The following is an 18,946-nucleotide window of genomic DNA, read 5'->3' as shown; positions in this document are numbered from 1 at the left end:
GCCCCCTCTCCCCAAACCCCTCTCCCGCGAGGGGAGAGGGGCTTGCCGGCTGGAGAGGTCGATTACAAGCCGCCGTAGGAGTGCAGGCCGGACAGGAACATATTGACGCCGAGGAAGGCGAAGGTGGTGACGGCCAGGCCGATCACCGCCCACCAGGCCAGCGGCGCGCCGCGCCAGCCCTTGACCAAGCGGATGTGCAGCCAGATGGCGTAGTTCAGCCACACGATCAGCGCCCAGGTTTCCTTCGGGTCCCAGCTCCAGTAGCCGCCCCAGGCGTCCGCCGCCCACATCGCGCCCAGGATGGTGGCGATGGTGAAGAACAGGAAGCCGACCGAGATGGCCTTGTACATCATTTCGTCCAGCACCTCTGCCGCCGGCAGCCGGTCTTTCAGCCAGCCCTTCAGCGCCATCAGCTCGCCTATGCCCAGCATCGCCGCCAGCGCGAAGGCGCCGTAGCCGACGAAGTTGGCCGGCACGTGTATCTTCATCCACCACGATTGCAGCGCCGGGATCAGCGGCTGGATCTGGTGCGCCTGGCGATCAAAGCTGTACCACAGGATGAAACAGACGGTGGCGCTGATCACCGGCAGCACCAGCGCGCCGGCCTGGCGCACGGCGAACTTGGCTTCGTAGTAGAGGTACATCAGCGAGGTGATCAGACAAAACAGCACCATCACTTCGTACAGATTGGATACCGGAATGTGGCCGACGTCCGGCGCGATCAGATAGCTCTCGTACCAGCGGGTGAACAGGCCGGCGAAGCCCATCGCGGCGGCGGCCCAGGTCAGGCCGCTGCCCATGCGGTTAAGCTGCGGCGAGCGGCGCGCCAGCCCCAGCCAGTAGATGCCGGTGGCGAGGAAGAACAGCGTGCACATCCACATGATGGACGATTGGCTGGACAGCGCGTATTTGAGCCAGAAGGCTTTTTGGCCGCGCGTCAGATCGTGCTGGTAAAGCTGGATGGCGCCGAGGGAAATCACGCCCGCCAGCGGGAAGAACCATCGCCAGGCCTTCCAGAACCAGCCCAGCGCGATCAGGCCCAGCGCCGAGCCGGCGAGAATGCCTTGCTCGTAGCCGTCCATCGCCTGGTGGTAAAGCGTGAAGGCGTAGCCCGCCGCCGCCAGGATCAGCAGCGCGTAGCCCCAGTCCCAGCGGTCCAGCTTTTGCCAGAACGGGACGCGGTCGAAAGAGGAGGTTGCCAGTTCCATCATGGTCTCCGGGTCAACTGTTGGAGGGCGTCGAGATGACGCCGGAAATCTTGGTCCAGGTCGCGGTTATGCCGGTTGGAGGTCATGGCCACCCGCACTTGGCGGCCATTGACGCGCACCCACAGGCGCAGTTCGCGCACATAGAACATTAGCACGATGCCGAGCACCAGGAGCAGCGAACCGAGATAAACCAGGTTCTTGCCCGGCGAGCGGGTCAGCTGCAGGCCGGACGATTGCACCTGGTCGAAACCATCCAGCTGCAGGAACACCGGCGCGCCGTAATCGTGCAGGCCGCTGGCCGCCACCAGGCCGTCCAGCAGGAAGCGGTAGTGGGCGGCGTCGGCTTTCAGCTGCGGCGCGTGGGCCTGGTCGTCGGCCACCGCCATCACGTCTATCACCGCGCCTTGCAGGATCTTGATATAGGTCTGCGCCACCGCCTGGCGTTTGTCGGCCGGCACGCGCTCGTCCAGGAACTGCTCCAGGCCGGAGAAGCCGCCGTCGGCGAAGCGCTGCAGCACGCCCTTGACGCTGTCGCCGAACTGGCTGGCCAGCTTGGCGTCGATCACGCCGCCCTGGCGCGCCTTGTCGGTGGCGCGGCGGGCCACTTCGTCGTACAGCGCCGGGTTGCGCAGCGCGGCGTAGAGGCGCATGAAGCGGTCTATCTTCATGTCGTCGTCCAGCGGCAGGCGCAGGTACTGGAACGGTTCGGCCGGCGTTTTGCGCATGCCGGCCATCAGGTATTGGCCACCTTCCTGTTCCACCGGCGCCATGTAATGCAGGTATTCCACCGCCTGGCCCTGATTGTCGCGCAGCTTGAAGCTGATCGAGGGGCCGAAATTCTTCAGCGTTTTTTCCTGCCTCACCTCGCGCGCGTCATGCATGCGCTGGCCCATGGTGGGCGGAGCATCTTGCGGTTTGCCTATGTTCTCGATATTGAACACGCGCAGCTCGCCCATTTCCAGCGAGTATTCCTTGCCGTTGGCGCGCAAGGGCTGGGTGTTCATCGACACCGCTTGCAGGTCGGCCGGCGCGCCTTGCGGTTGGGCCAGGTTCCAGGCCTTGAAGCGCAGCGGCGAGCCGCCGTCGCCGAAGCTGGACTGGTAGATGGCGATGCCGTCGATGATCAGCGGGTGGTTGACCTTGACCGTGGCCTCTGTGATCTTGCCGCTGGCCTTGTCGGTGACCACGATGTCGCTGGCGAACAGCTTGGGCATGCCGTTGCTGTAGTAGTCGACGTGGAATTTCTTCAGCGACACGATGAAGGGCAGCTCCTGCACCAGATAGCCCTGCCCGGCGTTGAGGAAGGTGACATCGGCGCTCTTGCCTTCGGCGATGTCCACATTGCCGCGGAAGGACAGGTTGGCGCCGGACAGGCGGCTTTGCGCCGGAATCTGGCTTTGCGGGATGTTGCGGGTCTCCGGCACCACGCTGCCGAACAGCTCGCCCAGCTTCAGCGGCAGATTGCCGTCTATCAGGCCGCCGACGCAGATCACGATCAGCGCGATGTGGGCGCAGAAGTAGCCGAGCTTGCCGGCGGCGCCTTTCTTGGCGGCGATCAGCAGGCCGCCGTCGCGCGGCGTTTCGCGCCAGCGAAAGCCCTGGCCCTGCAGATAGGCCCGCACGGTGGCGATATCGGGCGCATCCGTTTCAAATGCCTGGCTGTGCGGCATCGCGGCCAGCGAGTTGTCGTTCGCCTTTTCGCGGTAGGAGCGCATCTGGCGGATGAAGCCCGGGCCGTTGCGGATGATGCACAGCGTGGTGGACAGCACCAGGAAGGCCAGGATGGTCAGGAACCAGGCCGAGTGGTAGACGTCGAACAGGCCCAGCTTCTCGAAAGCCTGGAACCAGAACTGGCCGAATTCGAAGGCGTAGTTGGGATAGGGCTCGTTCTGCTTGAGCACGGTGCCGACCACGGAGGCGATGGCCAGGATGGTCAGCAGCCCCACGGCGAAGCGCATGGAGCTGAACAACTCGTACAGGGCGTGGCGTATGGTTTGGCGTCGGTGGTTTTTCATGGTATAGAAGACAAAAAGGGAAGCCCGCTGCGAGCTTCCCTTTTGAGCGTGCCGGATGAGCGAAGTTGCGTCGGCGCTGGCGGAAGCGGAGGGGTATTTTCACCAACCGCTGCCGTCAAGGGTCGTCGCGCGGCTTAGCGCAGGCCGGAGATGTATTCCGAAACCGCTTTCATTTCGGCGTCGGTCATCCGGCTGGCGATATCGGCCATGATCTGGTTCTTGCGATCTGCGCCGGCTTTGAAGTCGGCCAGCTGCTTGGCGATATAGCCGGCGTGCTGGCTGCCGATGCGCGGGAACTGATCAGGCAGGCCCTTGCCGGCCGGGCCGTGGCAAGACATACAGGCCGGCACGTGGGTGGAGGCGTTGCCGACGCGGTAGATTTTGGCGCCCAGCGGCATCTGCTCCTTGTTGGCGGCTTCGCGGTCCTTCGGCTTTTGCTGGCTGAAGTAGGCGGAGACGTTGCGCATATCGTCTTCGGAAAGTGTGGCGGCCATGCCGAACATTGTCGGGTTTTTGCGTTCGCCGCTCTTGAAGGCTTTGAGCTGGCTGTACAGATATTGCGGATTCTGCCCCGCCAACGAGGGGTTGGCCGCGGCGACGCTGTTGCCGTCCGCTCCGTGGCAGGCTGCGCAGACGGTGTCTACGATCTGCTTGCCTTTAGTCGGGTCCCCTTTGGCCTCTGGGGCCGCTGCCAGCGCGTTGCCGGCCAGGGTCAGGGTTGCCAACGCCAACAGCACTTTACGTCTCATGGTCGCTCCTTTAGGGCGATGCCCTAAAATATCTGTAAAAGTAGCAATTCCAAACCTGTTATTCTATACCAATTGATTTCAACCTTACTACCATGTCGATTTTTCAGAACGCTCGATTTTATACCACCGTCAATCACATGAAGGATCTGCCGGCTACCCGCGCCGAGGTGGCATTCGTCGGCCGTTCCAACGCCGGCAAGTCCAGCGCCATCAACACGCTGGCCAACCGAACCCGATTGGCCTATGTGTCGAAAACGCCCGGCCGTACCCAGCACATCAACTTTTTCGAGTTGGGCGAGGAGCGTTTCCTGGTGGATTTGCCCGGCTATGGCTACGCCGAGGTGCCTGAAGCGGTCCGCGCCCACTGGGTGGAGCTGCTTGGCCGCTACCTGCAGACCCGACAAAGCCTGATCGGCCTTCTGTTGATTATGGACGCGCGCCACCCGCTTAAGGAGCTGGATCGCAGAATGCTGGAATTTTTCCGCACCACCAACCGTCCGGTGCATATCCTGCTGTCCAAAGCGGACAAGATGTCGCGCCAGGAACAGAACAAGGTGCTGGCGCTGGTGAAGCGCGAGCTGGCTGATTTTCCGGCCGTCAGCGTGCAGATGTTCTCCAGCCTGAAGAAAACCGGCGTGGATGAAGTGGAGGCGGTGGTGAAGGGCTGGTTCGACGCCCTGCCCGAGCCGGAAGAAGGCCCGCTGGAACTTTAAGCGGCGGACTTCGCCTAACTTGCAGGTGTTCACACCTCCCGCTTGGCTCCCTGAGCGGGGCCTGAATGGGATCATCCAGGCATTGCCCCGGCCATCGGCCGGGGTTTTTTATTGCTTGCGCGCAGCCGGAGGGCGGCTTGGAGCGCCGCGAGGGACGTGTCAGGCGGGGGCTTGGGCGGCGAGCGGGCAGCAAAAAAGGCGAAGGATGTCTCCTTCGCCTTTCGCCCTGTTGCCAAACGGGTTCAGCGGATAGCCGTCACAGACTGGTGATGACGGTTTCCACGTGCAGGTTCTCGGCGGCGCTGCGGACCGCATCATCGCTGGGGAAAGGCCCCAGGCGAACCTTGTACACGCCCTGCTGGTTGACGATGCCGAGCTTGGAGTCGTATTTGTCATCCAAGTCGGTCAAGGTCTTCTGCAGCAGCGCCTCGGCATTGGCCAAGGTGGTGAAGCTGCCTAGCTGCAGATACTTCGGACTGTCGCCCGCTCGCAACTGGCGCGGCTGGGTGGCCGGTTCGGCGGCGGCGGTCTGCACGGTGTCGTCGCTCGGCCAGACGCGATCGATCGCGATCTTGGCGCTGCCTTGCTTGATGAAGCCAAGCTTGTAGGCGGCGGCGAACGACAGGTCCATCAAGCGGCTCTTGTGAAAAGGACCGCGGTCGTTCACGCGCACCACTACCGATTTGCCGTTGCTCAGGTTGGTGACCCGGGCGTAGCTGGGAATCGGCAGCGTCGGATGCGCGGCTGTCATGGCGAACATATCGTATCGTTCGCCCGAGGTGGTCTTGCGACCGTGGAACTGCTTGCCGTACCAAGAGGCACGGCCTGTGGCGTGGTAAGGCTTTTCCCGCACATCGGGACGGAAGCTCATGCCCAGCGCCGAGTAGGGGAGATTGGCTGAACGGATCAGCGGCTCATCCTGCGGAACGGCGTCGGGAACCAGGTTCAGGTTGACCGGGATATGATCGGCCGGACCATCGTTCTGGAAATAAGCTCCGTTCTTGGCGACGGTTTTTTTGTTGCTCGGCAAAGTCGATTGGTTTGTGGCGCTGGCCGTCTTCACGGTGGAACAGGCCACAAGCACGAGACTGACAAATACAAGCCACAGCCATCGGAGAACAGGTTGCATAAACCTCCCTATGCTGTTGGGCCAACCTTGTGAGCTGCTATACCCCCCCTTCGAAACCGATCTGGCGCCAAGCCTCGAACACCGTTATCGCGACGGCATTGGAGAGGTTGAGGCTTCTCGACTCGGGACGCATCGGCAAACGAATCCTTTGCTGCGCCGGCAGGGCAGCCAGCACATCTTGCGGCAAGCCGCGGGATTCGGGACCGAACACAAACACGTCCCCGGGTTGGTAGGAAATCCGGTCATGGCGCGTGGCGCCTTTCGTCGTCGCGGCGAAAATCCGCCGTCCCTGAAGCGTCTGCAAGCAGGCAGACCAGTCTTCGTGAACGACGACGCGGGCATACTCATGATAGTCGAGTCCCGCGCGCCGCAACTTGGCGTCCTCGAGCGGAAAGCCCAAGGGTTTGACCAGATGCAGTTCACAGCCGGTGTTGGCGCATAAACGAATCACATTGCCCGTGTTGGGCGGGATTTCCGGCTGAAATAGAACAACAGTGAACATCGTTGGCAGGCTGGATTGTTCCAAGGAATCAAAATCTTGGTCAAGTTTTTGGGGAAAACGCCCTGGCGAGCACCCATCCATCGACCCGTTTCGCCCCCTGTTTTTTGAGCATTTTGGCAAGCTCGGACAGGGTGGCGCCACTGGTCGCGACATCGTCGACGATGGCAATGCAAAGCCCGTCGCAGCGGCGTTTTACGCCGAATGCATGGCGCACGTTTTTTCGTCTTTCGGCGAGGTCAAGCGAGGCTTGCGGCAATGTGTTGCATTTTCGCCAACACAGATTGTCCGAAAAACGGCCGTCTATTGTAACAGCGAATGCTTCGGCAAGCTCGGAACTCTGATTGAAGCCCCTTTTCGCAAGTCGTTCATTTGCCAATGGAACGGGGATGACAAGGTCGTATTTCGGGGCTTTCGAGCGGGCGAACTCGCAGAACAGATTTGTCAATACTCCTGATAATTGTAACTGGCGACCGTATTTGAAAGCGTAAATTAGGCTATTCAGGGGGTAGCCAAATAGATAAGGAACGTGTAGGGCATCGAAATGCGGCGGGGCAGTCTGGCAACGCCCGCATAAAACCTGGCCCGGGCTGGGGTCGGCGCAACGCGGGCAGTGCGCGTCCGGCAGCTTGGGCAGCATGGAGAGACATGGCGAACACAAGCCGGCATGGCTATTTGTTGCGCCGCATAGTACACATTTCTGCTTAATAATTGAGCATCTGTCAATTATTGATCTTGCCTTGTTTGACAGCATGGCGTGATCCGCTCCAAGATTTGCCCGCCTGTTCTTTTGGCTGCATGACAAAGCGATTTTTTGTCATGCAGAATGAAACCCGCTTTCAGGAGCATATGATGCAAATCGCAACGATGGAGTTCAAACGCCCGGCCTCGCCGCATCCGGAACGCGCCAATTGGAGCGTGGACGAAGTGGAGGCGCTGCTCAGTCTGCCATTCATGGAGCTGGTGTACCGCGCGGCGGAAATCCATCGCCAGTTTTTCGATCCGGCCAAAGTCCAGCTGTCCACGCTGGTGTCGATCAAGACCGGCGGCTGTCCGGAGGATTGCGGCTACTGCTCGCAATCGGTCCATCACGACACGCCGGTGGCGGATCAGCCGATGATGACGGTTGACGAGGTGGTGGCGGCGGCCAAATTGGCCAAAGCCAACGGCGCCGGCCGCTTCTGCATGGGCGCGGCTTGGCGCGGTCCGAAGGACGCCGATCTGCAAAAGACGCTGGACATGGTCAAGCAAGTCAAGGCCCTGGGGCTGGAGACCTGCGCCACTTTCGGCCTGCTGCGCGACGGCCAGGCCGAGCGATTGAAAGACGCGGGGCTGGACTACTACAACCACAATCTGGATACGGCGCCGGACAAGTACGCCGACATTATCCAGTCGCGGGAGTACGAGGATCGGCTGGATACGCTGGGCAAAGTGCGCAAGGCTGGGCTGTCGGTGTGCTGCGGCGGCATCGTCGGCATGAATGAAACGCGGCGCGAGCGCGCCGGGCTGATCGCGCAGCTGGCGAATCTGGACCCGCAGCCGGAGTCGGTGCCGATCAACAATCTGGTGCCCATCGTCGGCACGCCTTTGTCGGGCGCGGACAGGCTGGATTGGACCGAATTTGTCCGCACCATCGCCGTGGCGCGCATCACGATGCCGAAAAGCTACGTCCGGCTGTCCGCGGGCCGCCGCGAGCTGGATGAGGCGGCGCAGGCATTATGTTTCCTGGCGGGCGCGAATTCCATTTTTTATGGCGATAAATTGCTGACGACCGGCAATCCCGATGTCGAAGCGGATCGCAATTTGTTAAGCAAGCTTGACCTGTCCGCGCAACAATAAACAGTTGTTAGCAATTCCTTGTGCGGCACAGTTTGCGAAACTATATATAGTGGACGATACCGGCGCGATGCGTCGGTTCGGTCAACAACATATATAAAGAGAGTGCACCTCATGCGCTTACAAGACCTGTCCGCAGCCCTGCTGGATCTGGACGCCAGCCACCGTCTTCGTCGCCGCGCGGCCTTGGAGTCGCCGCAAGGCGTCGATGTCGTGATCGACGGCAAGGAATACTACGCTTTCGCCAGCAATGATTATCTTGGCCTGGCCGATCATCCCGCGCTGGTGAGCGCCGTGCAGCAAGGCGCGGATCGCTGGGGCGCCGGCAGCGGCGCCTCGCATCTGGTCGCCGGCCACAGCCAGGCGCACGAGGAGGCGGAGCGCGCGCTGGCGGGTTTTGTCGGCCGCGAGGCCGCTTTGCTGTTCGGCTCCGGCTATATGGCCAATCTGGCGGTGATCACCAGCCTGGTCGGCCGCGGCGACGCCGTGTTCGCAGACAAGCTCAACCATGCCTCGCTCAACGACGGCTGCCTGTTGTCGCGCGCCGATTTCCACCGCTTCGCCCACAATGATCTGGCGCAATTGGAGCGCTTGTTGAGCGAGAGCCAGGCGCCGACCAAGCTGATCGCCGTGGATGCGGTGTACAGCATGGATGGCGATGTCGCGCCCCTGCCTGAGCTGCTGGCCTTGGCGGAGCGCTACGACGCCTGGCTGTATGTCGACGACGCGCATGGCTTCGGCGTGCTGGGCGCAGGCCGCGGCTCTTTGGCCGAGCGCGACCTGAACAGCGAGCGCATCATCTATATGGCCACCCTGGGCAAGGCCGCCGGCTTGTCCGGCGCCTTTGTGGCGGGCGTGAAGCCTGTGATCGATTGGTTGATCAACAAGGCGCGCACCTATATTTTCACCACGGCGATGCCGCCGGCGCTGGCCGCGGCCATTCCGGTCAGCCTGCGCTTGATCCGCGAAGGCGAGGAGAGGCGCGAGCGCTTGCGGCAATTGATAGCCGTTTGCCGTGAGCGCCTGCCGGCATCCTGTTCCACCGGGTCTGCGACTCCTATCCAGCCCGTCATCGTCGGCAGCGATGAGAAGGCTGTCGCCATCGCGCAGATTTTGCGCGACAACGGCTTTTGGGTCCCGGCCATCCGTCCGCCGACGGTGCCGGAAAACGGCGCGCGGCTGCGGATTTCCTTGTCGGCGGCTCATGAGCCGAGCCAGCTCGAAGCCTTGCTGGACAGCTTGATACCTTTATTGACGGCATAAGCCCCGCAGGCGCGCGGTCGCCGGGTCTGTTGATCTCAGCCGACGGTTTGGCACTTGTGCCAAACCGTCGGCTGAGGACTTTCTGCGGGATTCGTACTACGATAATGACATGAATGGTACGGTCGATGATGTTCTGAACTCTGAGCGGGCGGCAGTGCTGGCCCTGAGCCTGCTGCAGCGGGAGGGAGGCTTGTCGGCCGCCGCCGTATGGAGCCGATTGGGCGAGACGTGGCAACGGCTGGCGAGTTTTGGCGCGGCCGATGCCTTGCCGGTGGCGGACGCGCTGGAGCATGGCCGCTTGCCGGGGCCCGATGGCGGCGCGCTGCCTATCCGCATCGGAGAGCGCTCGCTAGGCTGGCTGATCTGGCGCGGCAAGGCGCCGCAAAGCGTGGACGAAATCGCCGCCTTGTTGAGCGGCCATCTGCAAAGCGCGGTGTTGCAGGCCGAACAGGCGGCGGCGCGCGTTTCCAATGAAACCATGCTGGAAATCAGCTTGCTGGCCGGCGAAAGCCCTTCGCTGGAACGCTTGCTGCCGCGTCTGCATCGCTTGATGGCGCGGCTGATGGACGCCAGCAACTTCTATATCGCCTTGTTGGATGACGACGGCGCCTGCTTGCACTTCCCTTTTTATGTGGATAGCCGCGTCGAGCCGCCGCCGGCGGAGCGCATGTTTCCCTTGGATGGCCAGGATGGCTCTTTGACCGCCTGGCTGATCCGCGGCGGCAAGCCGGTGGCGCTGACGCGGGAGCGGATTTTGGAGGTCTGCCGGGATGCGGGCCTGGAGCGCCCCATCGATCTGCCCTTGTGCTGGATGGGCGCGCCGCTGGTCAGCGTCGGCGGCAATCTGATCGGCGCGGTGGTGCTGCAGCAATACGAGAACCAGCCGCCCTTGACCTCGGCCGAACAGCTGATGTTCATGTTCGCCGCGCGCCATATCGGCTTCGCGCTGGATAGGGTCAGATATCGAGGCCAGCTTGAGCGCCAGGTCTGGTTGCGCACCAGCGAGCTGGAGGGGGCCAACGCCAGGCTGCGGGCCGAAGTGGCCAGCCGCAAGCGCGCCGAGAAATTCCAGGATGTATTGTTCCGCATCGCCGAGTTGTCGAATACCAGCCTGTCGCTGGAGGCCTTCCTCAGCGGCCTGCACCGTTTGCTGGGGGAGATGGTGGCGGCGCGCAATTGCCTGGTCGCGCTGTACGATATGATCAATGACCGGATCAGCTTCCCTTATTGCGCCGATGAATATGCGGTGCAGATCAAGCCGCGCAAGCCCGGCAAGGGCTATATCGAGCAGGTGTTGCATAGCGGACGGCCGCTGCTGGTGGACCCATATAGCCATCTCGCCAATCAGGAGCAGGAGGAAAGCGGCGCGCAGCCCAAGAGCTGGCTGGGCGTGCCGCTGTATTGCGGTCATGAACTGCTGGGCGTGCTGGCGGTGCAGAGTTACGAGAGCGAGGTTGTCTACACCTTCCGCGACCAGGAGGTGCTGGAGTTCGTCGCCAACAATATCGGCGCGGCCTTGGCGCGGGTGCGGGCGCTGGAAAGCCTGCAAAAAGCCTATGCCGAGCTGGAGCAGCGGGTGCGCGAGCGCACCAGCGAGCTGGACGCGGTCAATGCCCAGCTGGAATTCGACAGCCTGCACGATCCGCTGACCAAGCTGCCTAACCGCAATTATTTCGCCAAGACCATGCGCCGCGCCTGGGACGCCTATGTGTCAGGCAAGGGCGACCGCTTCGCCGTAGTGTTCATCGACCTGGACCGCTTCAAGCTGGTCAACGACACGCTGGGCCATCTGGCCGGCGACCACCTGCTGTTCGAGGCCGGCGCCCGCATCCGCTCCTGCTTGCGGCATTATGATTTCCTGGCCCGGCTGGGCGGGGACGAATTCGCCGTGCTGATGTTCGGCATGGAGGCGGCGGAGGAGTGCGAGATCATCGCCCGCCGCATCGTCGGCGAATTCGAGCGGCCGGTGATCCTGGCCGGACGCGAGGTGTTTTCCACCGCCAGCGTCGGCGTGGTGCTGGCCGACCGCGAGCATTACCGCAAGGCCGATGATCTGCTGCGCGACGCCGACCACGCGATGTATTGCACCAAGCAACAGGGCCGCCAGGGCTACACCCTGTTCAGCCACCAGTTGCGCATAGATCAGGCCGATCAATTGGCCTTGGAGACGGAGCTCAGGCGCGCGCTGGAGGAGGAGAGCCAGCTGGTGCCTTACTACCAGCCTTTTATCGAAGCGGAAACCGGCAAGCTGGCGGGTTTCGAATCGCTGGTGCGCTGGCAGCATCCGCAGCGCGGCTTGATCTCGCCCGGCGTGTTTCTTCCCATCGCCGAGGAGAGCGGGCTGATCACCCGGCTGGACCGCTACATGCTCAACGCCGCCTGCGCCCAATTGCAGGCCTGGCGGGCAGAGGGGCAGGTCGGCGAGCACATCTCGCTGCACATCAATCTGTCGTCGGCCAATTTCCATGATCCGGACCTGGTAGGCTGGATAGGCGAGCGCATCGCTTACTACCAGCTGCCGCCGGCCATGCTGCATCTGGAAATCACCGAGAGCGCGCTGATCGATCAACCCGAAACCGCCGCCACGGTGATGCAGGCCTTGCACGCGCTGGGGGTGAAGCTGGCGTTGGACGATTTCGGCACCGGCTATTCGGCGCTGTCCTATTTGCACCGTTATAAATTCGATGTGCTGAAGATAGACCAGTCCTTCGTGTTCGAGCTGGAGCACAAGGAGGAGTCGGCCGCCATCGTCCGCGCCATCCTGGCGCTGGCCAGCGCCCTGGGGCTGGATGTGGTGGCGGAGGGCGTGGAGACCGCCAGTCAGCTGGCCATCTTGCGCGAGATGCGTTGCAGCAAGCTGCAAGGCTTTTATTTCGCCGCGCCGGCGCCGGGCTGGAACATAGACTGGGAGCGGCTGGCGCGCTTCGAACGGGATATCCGCAGTGTGGCGTGACTGGTCCACCCGCTTCAACCGCTGGCGCTACGATCTGTACGCGCCGCTTTACGACAAGGTCGCCCAGGGTTTCGCCGCCGCGCGCCGCCGCTCCATAGGCTTGCTCAACCCGCAGCCCAATGAGCAGGTGCTGCTGCTGGGCGCGGGCACCGGCCTGGATCTGGACTTCCTGGTGCGCTGCCGCCACATCACCGCCATCGACATCGCGCCGGCCATGCTGGCGCAGCTGCGCGAGCGGGCGGCCAAACTGGGCGTGGAGGTGAGGGCCGAAGTGATGGACGGCCATCAGCTGGCGTTTCCCGATGCGAGCTTCGACGCCGTGGTGCTGCATCTGGTGTTGGCGGTGATTCCCGATCCGCAGGCCTGCATCCGCGAGGTGGAGCGGGTGCTCAAGCCGGGCGGCCACGTGGCGGTGTTCGACAAGTTTCTGGCCGACCGCAAGCGCGCGCCCTTGTGGCGGCGCGCCGGCAATTTGCTGGCCCGCGCGGTGGCCACCGACATCAACCGCCGCCTGGGCGATATCGTCGCCGTCACACAACTGCAACGGATTCACGACGAAGATGCCGGTCTGGGAGGTTTCTTTCGTATCGCGCTCTTGCGAAAATAGCGTTTTCCCCCATTTGTTTGCACATGGATCTTTTCGTCGAAACGCTGGGCCAGGGCCCGGACGTGGTGATGCTGCATGGCTGGGGCTTGCACGGCGGCGTGTTCGCCCGCGTGGCCGAGCAGCTGTCGGCGCGCTTTTGCGTGCATCTGGTGGATTTGCCCGGCCATGGGGCCTCGCCGGCGCTGGCGCGCTTCGACGCCGACGCGGTGGCCGACATCATGGCGGCGCATTTCCCCTTGCCGGCGCATGTGGTGGGCTGGTCGCTCGGCGGCCTGATCGCCCAGCATTGGGCGGCGCGGCATCCGGAGCAGGTCAAGAGCCTATCGCTGATTGCCAGCAGTCCGCGCTTCGTGCGCGACGCCGGCTGGCCGCACGCGCAGGAACGCAAATCGATAGAAGCCGTCGCGCAAAGCCTGGACGGCGCTTTCGAGCAGACGCTGGAGCGTTTTCTCGCCTTGCAGATGATGGGCGCGCCAGCGGCGCGCGACACCTTGAAAGCCTTGCGCGAAACCTTGTTCTCGCATGGCCGGCCGCAAGGCTTGCTGCCGGCGCTGGAACTGTTGCTGGAGGCGGATGCCCGTTCGCTGTCCGGCCGCATTGCCTGCCCCACGGCGTTGTTCTACGGCGCGCGCGACGCCATCACCCCCATCGGCGCCGGCCGCTGGCTGGCCGAGTCGCTGCCCGACGCCGTCCTTTACGAATTCCCGCAAGCGTCGCACGCGCCCTTCCTGTCGCATGAACAGGATTTTGTGCGCGCGCTTGCCGAGCATCTGGAAACCCAGGCATGAGTGAAGCGTTTTACACCGACAAGGCGCGCGTGCGCGCCTCGTTTGAAAAGGCCGCGGCCAGTTACGATTCTGCCGCCGTGCTGCAGCGGGAAGTCTCCGACCGCATGGCCGAGCGTCTCGATTACATCAAGCATCAACCGGCGCTGATTCTGGATGCCGGCGCCGGCACCGGCTACGGCGCGGCGCAATTGCGCGAGCGCTATCCGCAGGCGCGGGTGCTTGAGCTGGATCTGGCGCACGCCATGCTGCTGGCCTCGCGCGAGCGCGGCCGCGCCGGCGAAGGCCTGCTGAAGAAATTGTTCAAGCCCAGCCCGCCGTGGCAGGTCAACGCCGACATCGAAAAGCTGCCGCTGGCCGATAGCAGCGTGGACATGATCTGGTCCAATCTGACCATCCAGTGGATCAACGTGCCGGACAAGATGTTTGCCGAGCTACGCCGGGTATTGAAGCCGGATGGCCTGCTGATGTTCTCTACGCTGGGGCCGGATACCTTGTCCGAGCTGCGCGATGCTTTCGGCGGCGTGGACGGCGCCACCCACGTCAACCAGTTCATCGACATGCACGATATCGGCGACGCGCTGATGCGCGCCGGTTTCGCCGAGCCGGTGATGGACATGGAAAAGATCGTGTTAACCTATGACAATGCCAAGTCGGTGATGCGAGATCTGAAAGCCATCGGCGCGCACAACGCCACCGCCGGCCGCGGCCGCGGCCTGATGGGCAAGGAGGCCTGGCGCAAGGTGGAGGAGGCGTACGAGCGCCACCGCCGCGACGGCAAGCTGCCGGCCAGTTACGAGGTGGTGTACGGCCATGCCTGGAAGGGCACCGGCAAGAAGCTGGCCAAAATGAGCGATGACGGCCGGCAAGTGATCGAATTCGTCAAGAAAGTGCCGAAGGCCGACTAAATGGGAACCGACGGCGCGTACAGGAGTCTGCTGAATGCATGTGGAAGTCCGCAGCGCCCGTCCCGATGACGCGGCTTGTCTGGCCGCCTTGTCGATACAGGTGTGGCTGAACACTTATTTGATCGGCGGCGGCATCCGCCGCGGCATTGCCGATTATGTGTTGTCCGAGTTCACGCCGGAAAAGTTCGAGGCCTTGATCGCCGATCCGGCGCAGCATCTGCTGCTGATGGAGGATGACGGCCATCTGCTCGGCTACGCGCAAATGAAATTGGACAGCGCCTGCCAGGACTGCGACTTCCCGACGGTGGAAGTGGAGCGGCTCTATCTGCTGGAAAGCCATACCGGGCAAGGATTGGGCAAACGCCTGTTGAACGCGGCGCGGCAATGGGCGAGCGCCCAGGCGGGGCAGCCGCGCTTGTGGCTGACGGTATGGCATGGCAACGCGCGCGCCATCGCCTTTTACCAGCGGGTGGGCATGCCGGTGCATGGCGAAACGTATTTCGAATTGGAGGGCGCGCGGCATCTCAATTATGTGATGCTCGATCCCGCGCCTGTTGCGGCGGCCGCAGAGGCCGCCATCGTGTAAAAGACTGATGGAATCATGATTAGCAATCGAGCTGTACGTCCTTGGCTGCTGGTTGGCGTCGCCGCCATGCTGGCGGCCTGCACCACCAATCCCATTAACAGCAATGTCGAGACCGCGCCGAAGACGCCGGCCAAAGTCAAGGTCGGCCTGGCCTTGGGCGGCGGCGCAGCCAAGGGTTTCGCCCATATCGGCGTGATCAAGGTGCTGGAAGCGGCCGGCATCGAGCCGGAAATCATCACCGGCACCAGCGCCGGCAGCGTGGTGGGCAGCCTGTACGCCTCCGGCATGACCGGCATGCAGCTGCAGGCCAAGGCGATGACGCTGGGCGAGTCCGAGCTGACCGACTGGACCTTGTCCAGCAAGGGCGTGCTCAAGGGCGAGAAGCTGCAGAGCTGGATCAACGCCCAGGTCGGCAACCGGCCGCTGGAAAAACTGCCCAAGTCGCTGGGCGTGGTGGCCACCGAGCTGGACTCCGGCCGCAAGGTGGTGTTCCGCACCGGGAACACCGGCCAGGCGGTGCGCGCTTCCGCCAGCATTCCCAATGTGTTCCTGCCGGTGAAGATAGGCAACAAGAGCTATGTCGACGGCGGCCTGGTCAGCCCGGTGCCGGTCAGCGCCGCGCGCGAGATGGGCGCGCAGTTCGTCATCGCTGTGGACATCACCGCTCGTCCCAAAGCGGGCAAGGCCACCGGTTTCTTCTCCATGCTGGACCAGAGCCTCAACATCATGAACGGCCCGGTGCTGGCGCAAGAGCTGAAGCAAGCCGACGTGGTGATCCAGCCCAAAGTGCTGAGCATAGGCTCGGCCGATTTCGAGGCGCGCCACCAGGCGATTCTGGAAGGCGAGAAGGCGGCGCAGCAGATGTTGCCGCAAATCCGCAAATTGTTGCAGCAGAAAAGCTTGGCGCTGGCTAAATAATTGATTGAGCAGCGGAATTGATATGCATGGCCGCAGGCCGGAGGCGCAGGTTTCCGGCCTGCGGCTTATCTGGATCGCCAAATGGGAGCTCGCATGATCAAATTGCACGGTGTGCCTTTTTCGCCCTACTGCATCAAGGTAAAGATCGCCTTGCTGGAGAAAGGCGTCAATTTCCAGGAAGTGCTGGCCCTGCCCTCGCAGGAGGATGGACTGCTGGAAAAAAGCCCGATGGGCAAAATCCCCTTCGTCGAGATCAATGGGCGGCCTTTGGCCGAGTCCACGGTCATCCTGGAGTGGCTGGAGGACGCCTATCCCACCGCCTCGCTGTTGCCGCCGACGCCGAATGGCCGCGCGCTGGCGCGCGAACTGATGATGATGCTGGAACTGTACGTGATGCAGCCCAGCAGCAAGCTGGTTCATCACATGCTGCGCGGCACCCGGCCGGATCCGGCGCTGTGCGAGGAAGTGAAACCGGCGCTGGCGCGCGGCATCGCCGCGGTGGCGTCGCTGGCGCAGCAAAAGCCCTGGCTGGCGGGCGAGGATTTCAGTTTCGCCGATTTGAGCGCAGCAGGCGTGCTGCCGGTGGTGTCGCGCGTGAGCAAGAGTTTTTTGGGCGAGGATATGACCGAGCGGCTGGAAGGCTGTCGCGATTATCTGCAGCGCCTGGGCGGCCGCGCCAGCGTGGCCCGGACCTGGGCGGACCGCGACGCGGCATTGGCCGCCTTGATGGCGCGCCGCGACTAGCGTTTGGCGTTCCCGCCACAGCGCAGGCGGCGGGAGCGCGCGCCAGGCGGGCGGCAGTTGACAGCTAGCCTGTGTTAGAGCCTAAACTCCAATCGAGTGTTTGCTCGTTTCGGGAGAGGGGCTGTCGATGAAATTTCCGGTGGAGTTGATCCTGCTGGCGCTGGTGCCGGTGTTCTTGCTGTTTGTCGGCTGGGAGCTGTGGCATTTGCAGCGGCAGGGCAGGCTGGGCCTGTACGACTGGCGCGATTCGCTATGCTGCGCGGCGCTGGGCCTGCTGCACCAAGGCGCGGACAAGCTGGCCTGGGTGCTGGTGTTGCCTGTATATGGCTGGCTGTATCAGCATCACCGCCTATTCGATATCCCCGCCGCCGGCTGGAGTTTTTTCCTGCTGTTTCTGGGCCAGGATTTTCTTTACTACTGGTTCCACCGCGTCAGCCACCGGGTGCGGTGGCTGTGGGCGGCGCACAGCGTCCATCACAGCTCCACCCGGATGAACTTCACCACCGCTTTCCGCCAGAGCCTGATGTATCCGTTGGCGGGCATGTGGGCCTTCTGGCTGCCGCTGGCCTGGATAGGCTTTCCGCCGGAGCAGGTGGTGGCGACGGTGCTGCTCAATCTGGCTTTTCAATTCTTCGTCCACACCCAGACCGCGCCCAAGCTGGGCTGGCTGGAATATGTATTCAACACGCCTTCCATCCACCGCAGCCATCACGCTAAAAATCCGCGCTATATCGACCACAACTACGCCGGCGTGCTGGTGATCTGGGACCGCTTGTTCGGCACCTATGTCGAAGAATGGGATAGCGATCCCTGCGACTACGGCACGGTGAAGCCGGTGAACAGTTTCAATCCCTTATGGGTCAGCGTGGTGGAGTGGCGGGACATGCTGGCTGAGGCCTGGCGCGCCGACAATTGGCGCGATCGTTTGACCTTGCTGTTCGGTCCGCCGGAAGCGGCCGAGGCGGTGGCGAGCAAGCCGCTGCCCGCCGCCACCCGCGCCTCGGCATAGGGCGGCTGGCCCAAAGGGCGCCTCGTAGCCGCGTGCGATGCGCGGGGTGTCGGAATGCCCGGTGCGACCGGGCTTCCGACCTACGAAGCTCGCCAGCGTCAGATCAGCAGCTTGCCGTCTTTGGCCGGCAGGGTCTTGCCTTCCGGCTTCTCATCCATCCGCACCGTGCCGGTTTTGCCGTCCAGCGAGTAGCGGACGTTGTAGCCCACCACTTTTTCGCTATCGACATTTTCGGTATTGCAGATGGTCTGCGTGCTGGTGACCTGATCGCGCTGCTGCATGCCTTCCTGCACCTTGTTGCCCGCCAGGCCGCCGGCCAGCGCGCCGACCACGGTCGCGACCTTCTTGCCGTTGCCGCCGCCTACCTGATTGCCCAACAAGCCGCCGACCACGCCGCCCAGCACCGAGCCGGCGATGCGGTTGTTGTCCTGCACCGGCGCCTGATGCGTCACTTGTTCCTGATGGCAGACCTGCTTGGGCGTACTGACGGTTTCCTTGATCGGCGTCACGCCCAGCACCTTGGCGTAGCTGGCGTGGACCGGCTTGGGTTTGGCCGCTGGTTTGGCCTGGGCAGCGGCGGCTACGGGCGCGGCGACAGCTGCGGCGGCGATAGGAGCGGCCGTGGCCGCGGTAGCGGTTTGGCCCAGCGCGGAGGAGGCGCTGCTGGGCGCCAGCGCTTGCGCGGTCGGCGCGGAGGCTTGGGCAAGCGGCGCACTGGCGGCGATGGCCGCGGCAGGAGCGGCAGGAGCGGCAGGAGCGGCAGGAGCGGCAGGCTTCAAAGCCTGGATGCCGGCTACGCCGATGGCGCCGAGCGCGATGCCGCCGCCGAGCACGCTGGCGATCAATACGGATTGTTTCATGTTGGGCTCCCTGATGTGGATGATGGCACTGTTGGCCATTTCAAAGCTCTGACTGTGGACGATAGCGGGAGGTTGCATGGGCTTTGTGCATGTTTTGTCACCGCAGGTAACCGAATTTTTCAGCGATGCTTTTGGAATGATGATTAAGGCGCTGGATTGCATCT

Annotated in this window: 18 protein-coding genes; 11 read left to right on the top strand and 7 right to left on the bottom strand. The window is 63.1% G+C overall.

The window, feature by feature from the left end; all coding sequences use genetic code 11:
- Positions 1-62: 62 nt before the first annotated feature.
- The 3 genes from ccsB to NKT35_RS05785 form a co-directional block, all read right to left on the bottom strand.
- A complete protein-coding gene (gene ccsB, locus NKT35_RS05795) occupies positions 63-1,208 on the bottom strand; it encodes a c-type cytochrome biogenesis protein CcsB (protein WP_254301353.1) in 1,146 nt (381 codons plus the stop codon).
- Positions 1,208-3,223 carry a cytochrome c biogenesis protein ResB gene (locus NKT35_RS05790; RefSeq protein WP_254299698.1) on the bottom strand — a complete coding sequence of 672 codons (2,016 nt, stop codon included), beginning with the start codon at positions 3,221-3,223 and terminating at the stop codon, positions 1,208-1,210. Before NKT35_RS05790 ends, ccsB begins: the two co-directional genes overlap by 1 nt.
- A gap of 134 nt (positions 3,224-3,357) precedes the next feature.
- Complete coding sequence (locus NKT35_RS05785) at positions 3,358-3,972, bottom strand: c-type cytochrome (protein ID WP_254299696.1); 615 nt, start codon at positions 3,970-3,972, stop codon at positions 3,358-3,360.
- Positions 3,973-4,064: 92 nt separating this feature from the next.
- Between NKT35_RS05785 and yihA the strand changes: the two genes are divergently transcribed.
- Positions 4,065-4,685: a ribosome biogenesis GTP-binding protein YihA/YsxC gene (gene yihA, locus NKT35_RS05780; RefSeq protein WP_254299694.1), complete on the top strand. Its 621-nt coding sequence runs from the start codon at positions 4,065-4,067 to the stop codon at positions 4,683-4,685.
- A gap of 256 nt (positions 4,686-4,941) precedes the next feature.
- On the opposite strand, the gene NKT35_RS05775 is transcribed toward yihA, so the two are convergent.
- The 3 genes from NKT35_RS05775 to NKT35_RS05765 all read right to left on the bottom strand — a co-directional run bounded on the left by NKT35_RS05775 (position 4,942) and on the right by NKT35_RS05765 (position 7,067).
- Positions 4,942-5,715 carry a septal ring lytic transglycosylase RlpA family protein gene (locus NKT35_RS05775; RefSeq protein WP_254299689.1) on the bottom strand — a complete coding sequence of 258 codons (774 nt, stop codon included), beginning with the start codon at positions 5,713-5,715 and terminating at the stop codon, positions 4,942-4,944.
- Between the two features lie 136 nt (positions 5,716-5,851).
- The gene (gene trmL / locus NKT35_RS05770; RefSeq protein ID WP_254301352.1) at positions 5,852-6,316 is read right to left on the bottom strand and encodes a tRNA (uridine(34)/cytosine(34)/5-carboxymethylaminomethyluridine(34)-2'-O)-methyltransferase TrmL; all 465 of its coding nucleotides are present in this window, start codon (positions 6,314-6,316) and stop codon (positions 5,852-5,854) included.
- Between the two features lie 40 nt (positions 6,317-6,356).
- Entirely contained in the window at positions 6,357-7,067 is a 711-nt protein-coding gene (locus tag NKT35_RS05765) for a ComFC family protein (RefSeq protein WP_254299688.1), read from the bottom strand.
- Positions 7,068-7,165: 98 nt separating this feature from the next.
- Here NKT35_RS05765 and bioB point away from each other — a divergent pair, with 98 nt between their 5' ends.
- The 10 genes from bioB (at position 7,166) to NKT35_RS05715 (ending at position 17,922) form a co-directional block, all read left to right on the top strand.
- Positions 7,166-8,152, top strand: coding sequence for a biotin synthase BioB (gene bioB, locus NKT35_RS05760; RefSeq protein ID WP_371926492.1), 987 nt, complete (start codon positions 7,166-7,168; stop codon positions 8,150-8,152).
- Between the two features lie 111 nt (positions 8,153-8,263).
- Entirely contained in the window at positions 8,264-9,412 is a 1,149-nt protein-coding gene (gene bioF, locus NKT35_RS05755; protein ID WP_254299687.1) for an 8-amino-7-oxononanoate synthase, read from the top strand.
- Positions 9,413-9,521: 109 nt separating this feature from the next.
- Positions 9,522-12,365: a sensor domain-containing phosphodiesterase gene (locus NKT35_RS05750; protein ID WP_254299686.1), complete on the top strand. Its 2,844-nt coding sequence runs from the start codon at positions 9,522-9,524 to the stop codon at positions 12,363-12,365.
- Positions 12,355-12,972 carry a class I SAM-dependent methyltransferase gene (locus tag NKT35_RS05745; protein WP_254299685.1) on the top strand — a complete coding sequence of 206 codons (618 nt, stop codon included), beginning with the start codon at positions 12,355-12,357 and terminating at the stop codon, positions 12,970-12,972. The genes NKT35_RS05750 and NKT35_RS05745 overlap by 11 nt, the downstream gene beginning before the upstream one ends.
- 23 nt (positions 12,973-12,995) lie before the next feature.
- Positions 12,996-13,760 carry a pimeloyl-ACP methyl ester esterase BioH gene (bioH, locus tag NKT35_RS05740; RefSeq protein WP_254299683.1) on the top strand — a complete coding sequence of 255 codons (765 nt, stop codon included), beginning with the start codon at positions 12,996-12,998 and terminating at the stop codon, positions 13,758-13,760.
- Positions 13,757-14,665, top strand: coding sequence for a malonyl-ACP O-methyltransferase BioC (gene bioC, locus NKT35_RS05735; RefSeq protein WP_254299674.1), 909 nt, complete (start codon positions 13,757-13,759; stop codon positions 14,663-14,665). Before bioH ends, bioC begins: the two co-directional genes overlap by 4 nt.
- A 34-nt stretch (positions 14,666-14,699) precedes the next feature.
- A complete protein-coding gene (locus tag NKT35_RS05730) occupies positions 14,700-15,251 on the top strand; it encodes a GNAT family N-acetyltransferase (RefSeq protein ID WP_254299669.1) in 552 nt (183 codons plus the stop codon).
- A gap of 15 nt (positions 15,252-15,266) precedes the next feature.
- Entirely contained in the window at positions 15,267-16,169 is a 903-nt protein-coding gene (locus tag NKT35_RS05725) for a patatin-like phospholipase family protein (RefSeq protein WP_254299666.1), read from the top strand.
- Positions 16,170-16,262: 93 nt separating this feature from the next.
- Positions 16,263-16,913, top strand: a complete 651-nt coding sequence (locus tag NKT35_RS05720) for a glutathione S-transferase family protein (RefSeq protein WP_254299665.1) — start codon at positions 16,263-16,265, stop codon at positions 16,911-16,913.
- A gap of 127 nt (positions 16,914-17,040) precedes the next feature.
- A complete protein-coding gene (locus NKT35_RS05715) occupies positions 17,041-17,922 on the top strand; it encodes a sterol desaturase family protein (protein ID WP_254299663.1) in 882 nt (293 codons plus the stop codon).
- Between the two features lie 98 nt (positions 17,923-18,020).
- Here NKT35_RS05715 and NKT35_RS05710 read toward each other — a convergent pair whose 3' ends face one another.
- Positions 18,021-18,782, bottom strand: a complete 762-nt coding sequence (locus NKT35_RS05710; RefSeq protein ID WP_254299661.1) for a glycine zipper 2TM domain-containing protein — start codon at positions 18,780-18,782, stop codon at positions 18,021-18,023.
- Between the last annotated feature and the right edge of the window lie 164 nt (positions 18,783-18,946).

The sequence above is a fragment of the Chromobacterium sp. IIBBL 290-4 genome (genome assembly GCF_024207115.1).
GTDB lineage: Bacteria > Pseudomonadota > Gammaproteobacteria > Burkholderiales > Chromobacteriaceae > Chromobacterium.
Note: the sequence above shows the minus strand (reverse complement) of the source record. Positions and strands in the feature narration are given on the sequence as shown.

Coding starts and splice junctions, on each gene's coding strand:
- ccsB (WP_254301353.1), bottom strand. CDS start 1,208: ATGGAACTGGCAACCTCCTCTTTCGACCGCGTCCCGTTCTGGCAAAAG.
- NKT35_RS05790 (WP_254299698.1), bottom strand. CDS start 3,223: ATGAAAAACCACCGACGCCAAACCATACGCCACGCCCTGTACGAGTTG.
- NKT35_RS05785 (WP_254299696.1), bottom strand. CDS start 3,972: ATGAGACGTAAAGTGCTGTTGGCGTTGGCAACCCTGACCCTGGCCGGC.
- yihA (WP_254299694.1), top strand. CDS start 4,065: ATGTCGATTTTTCAGAACGCTCGATTTTATACCACCGTCAATCACATG.
- trmL (WP_254301352.1), bottom strand. CDS start 6,316: ATGTTCACTGTTGTTCTATTTCAGCCGGAAATCCCGCCCAACACGGGC.
- NKT35_RS05765 (WP_254299688.1), bottom strand. CDS start 7,067: ATGCTGTCAAACAAGGCAAGATCAATAATTGACAGATGCTCAATTATT.
- bioB (WP_371926492.1), top strand. CDS start 7,166: ATGCAAATCGCAACGATGGAGTTCAAACGCCCGGCCTCGCCGCATCCG.
- bioF (WP_254299687.1), top strand. CDS start 8,264: ATGCGCTTACAAGACCTGTCCGCAGCCCTGCTGGATCTGGACGCCAGC.
- NKT35_RS05750 (WP_254299686.1), top strand. CDS start 9,522: ATGAATGGTACGGTCGATGATGTTCTGAACTCTGAGCGGGCGGCAGTG.
- bioH (WP_254299683.1), top strand. CDS start 12,996: ATGGATCTTTTCGTCGAAACGCTGGGCCAGGGCCCGGACGTGGTGATG.
- bioC (WP_254299674.1), top strand. CDS start 13,757: ATGAGTGAAGCGTTTTACACCGACAAGGCGCGCGTGCGCGCCTCGTTT.
- NKT35_RS05730 (WP_254299669.1), top strand. CDS start 14,700: ATGCATGTGGAAGTCCGCAGCGCCCGTCCCGATGACGCGGCTTGTCTG.
- NKT35_RS05725 (WP_254299666.1), top strand. CDS start 15,267: ATGATTAGCAATCGAGCTGTACGTCCTTGGCTGCTGGTTGGCGTCGCC.
- NKT35_RS05720 (WP_254299665.1), top strand. CDS start 16,263: ATGATCAAATTGCACGGTGTGCCTTTTTCGCCCTACTGCATCAAGGTA.
- NKT35_RS05715 (WP_254299663.1), top strand. CDS start 17,041: ATGAAATTTCCGGTGGAGTTGATCCTGCTGGCGCTGGTGCCGGTGTTC.
- NKT35_RS05710 (WP_254299661.1), bottom strand. CDS start 18,782: ATGAAACAATCCGTATTGATCGCCAGCGTGCTCGGCGGCGGCATCGCG.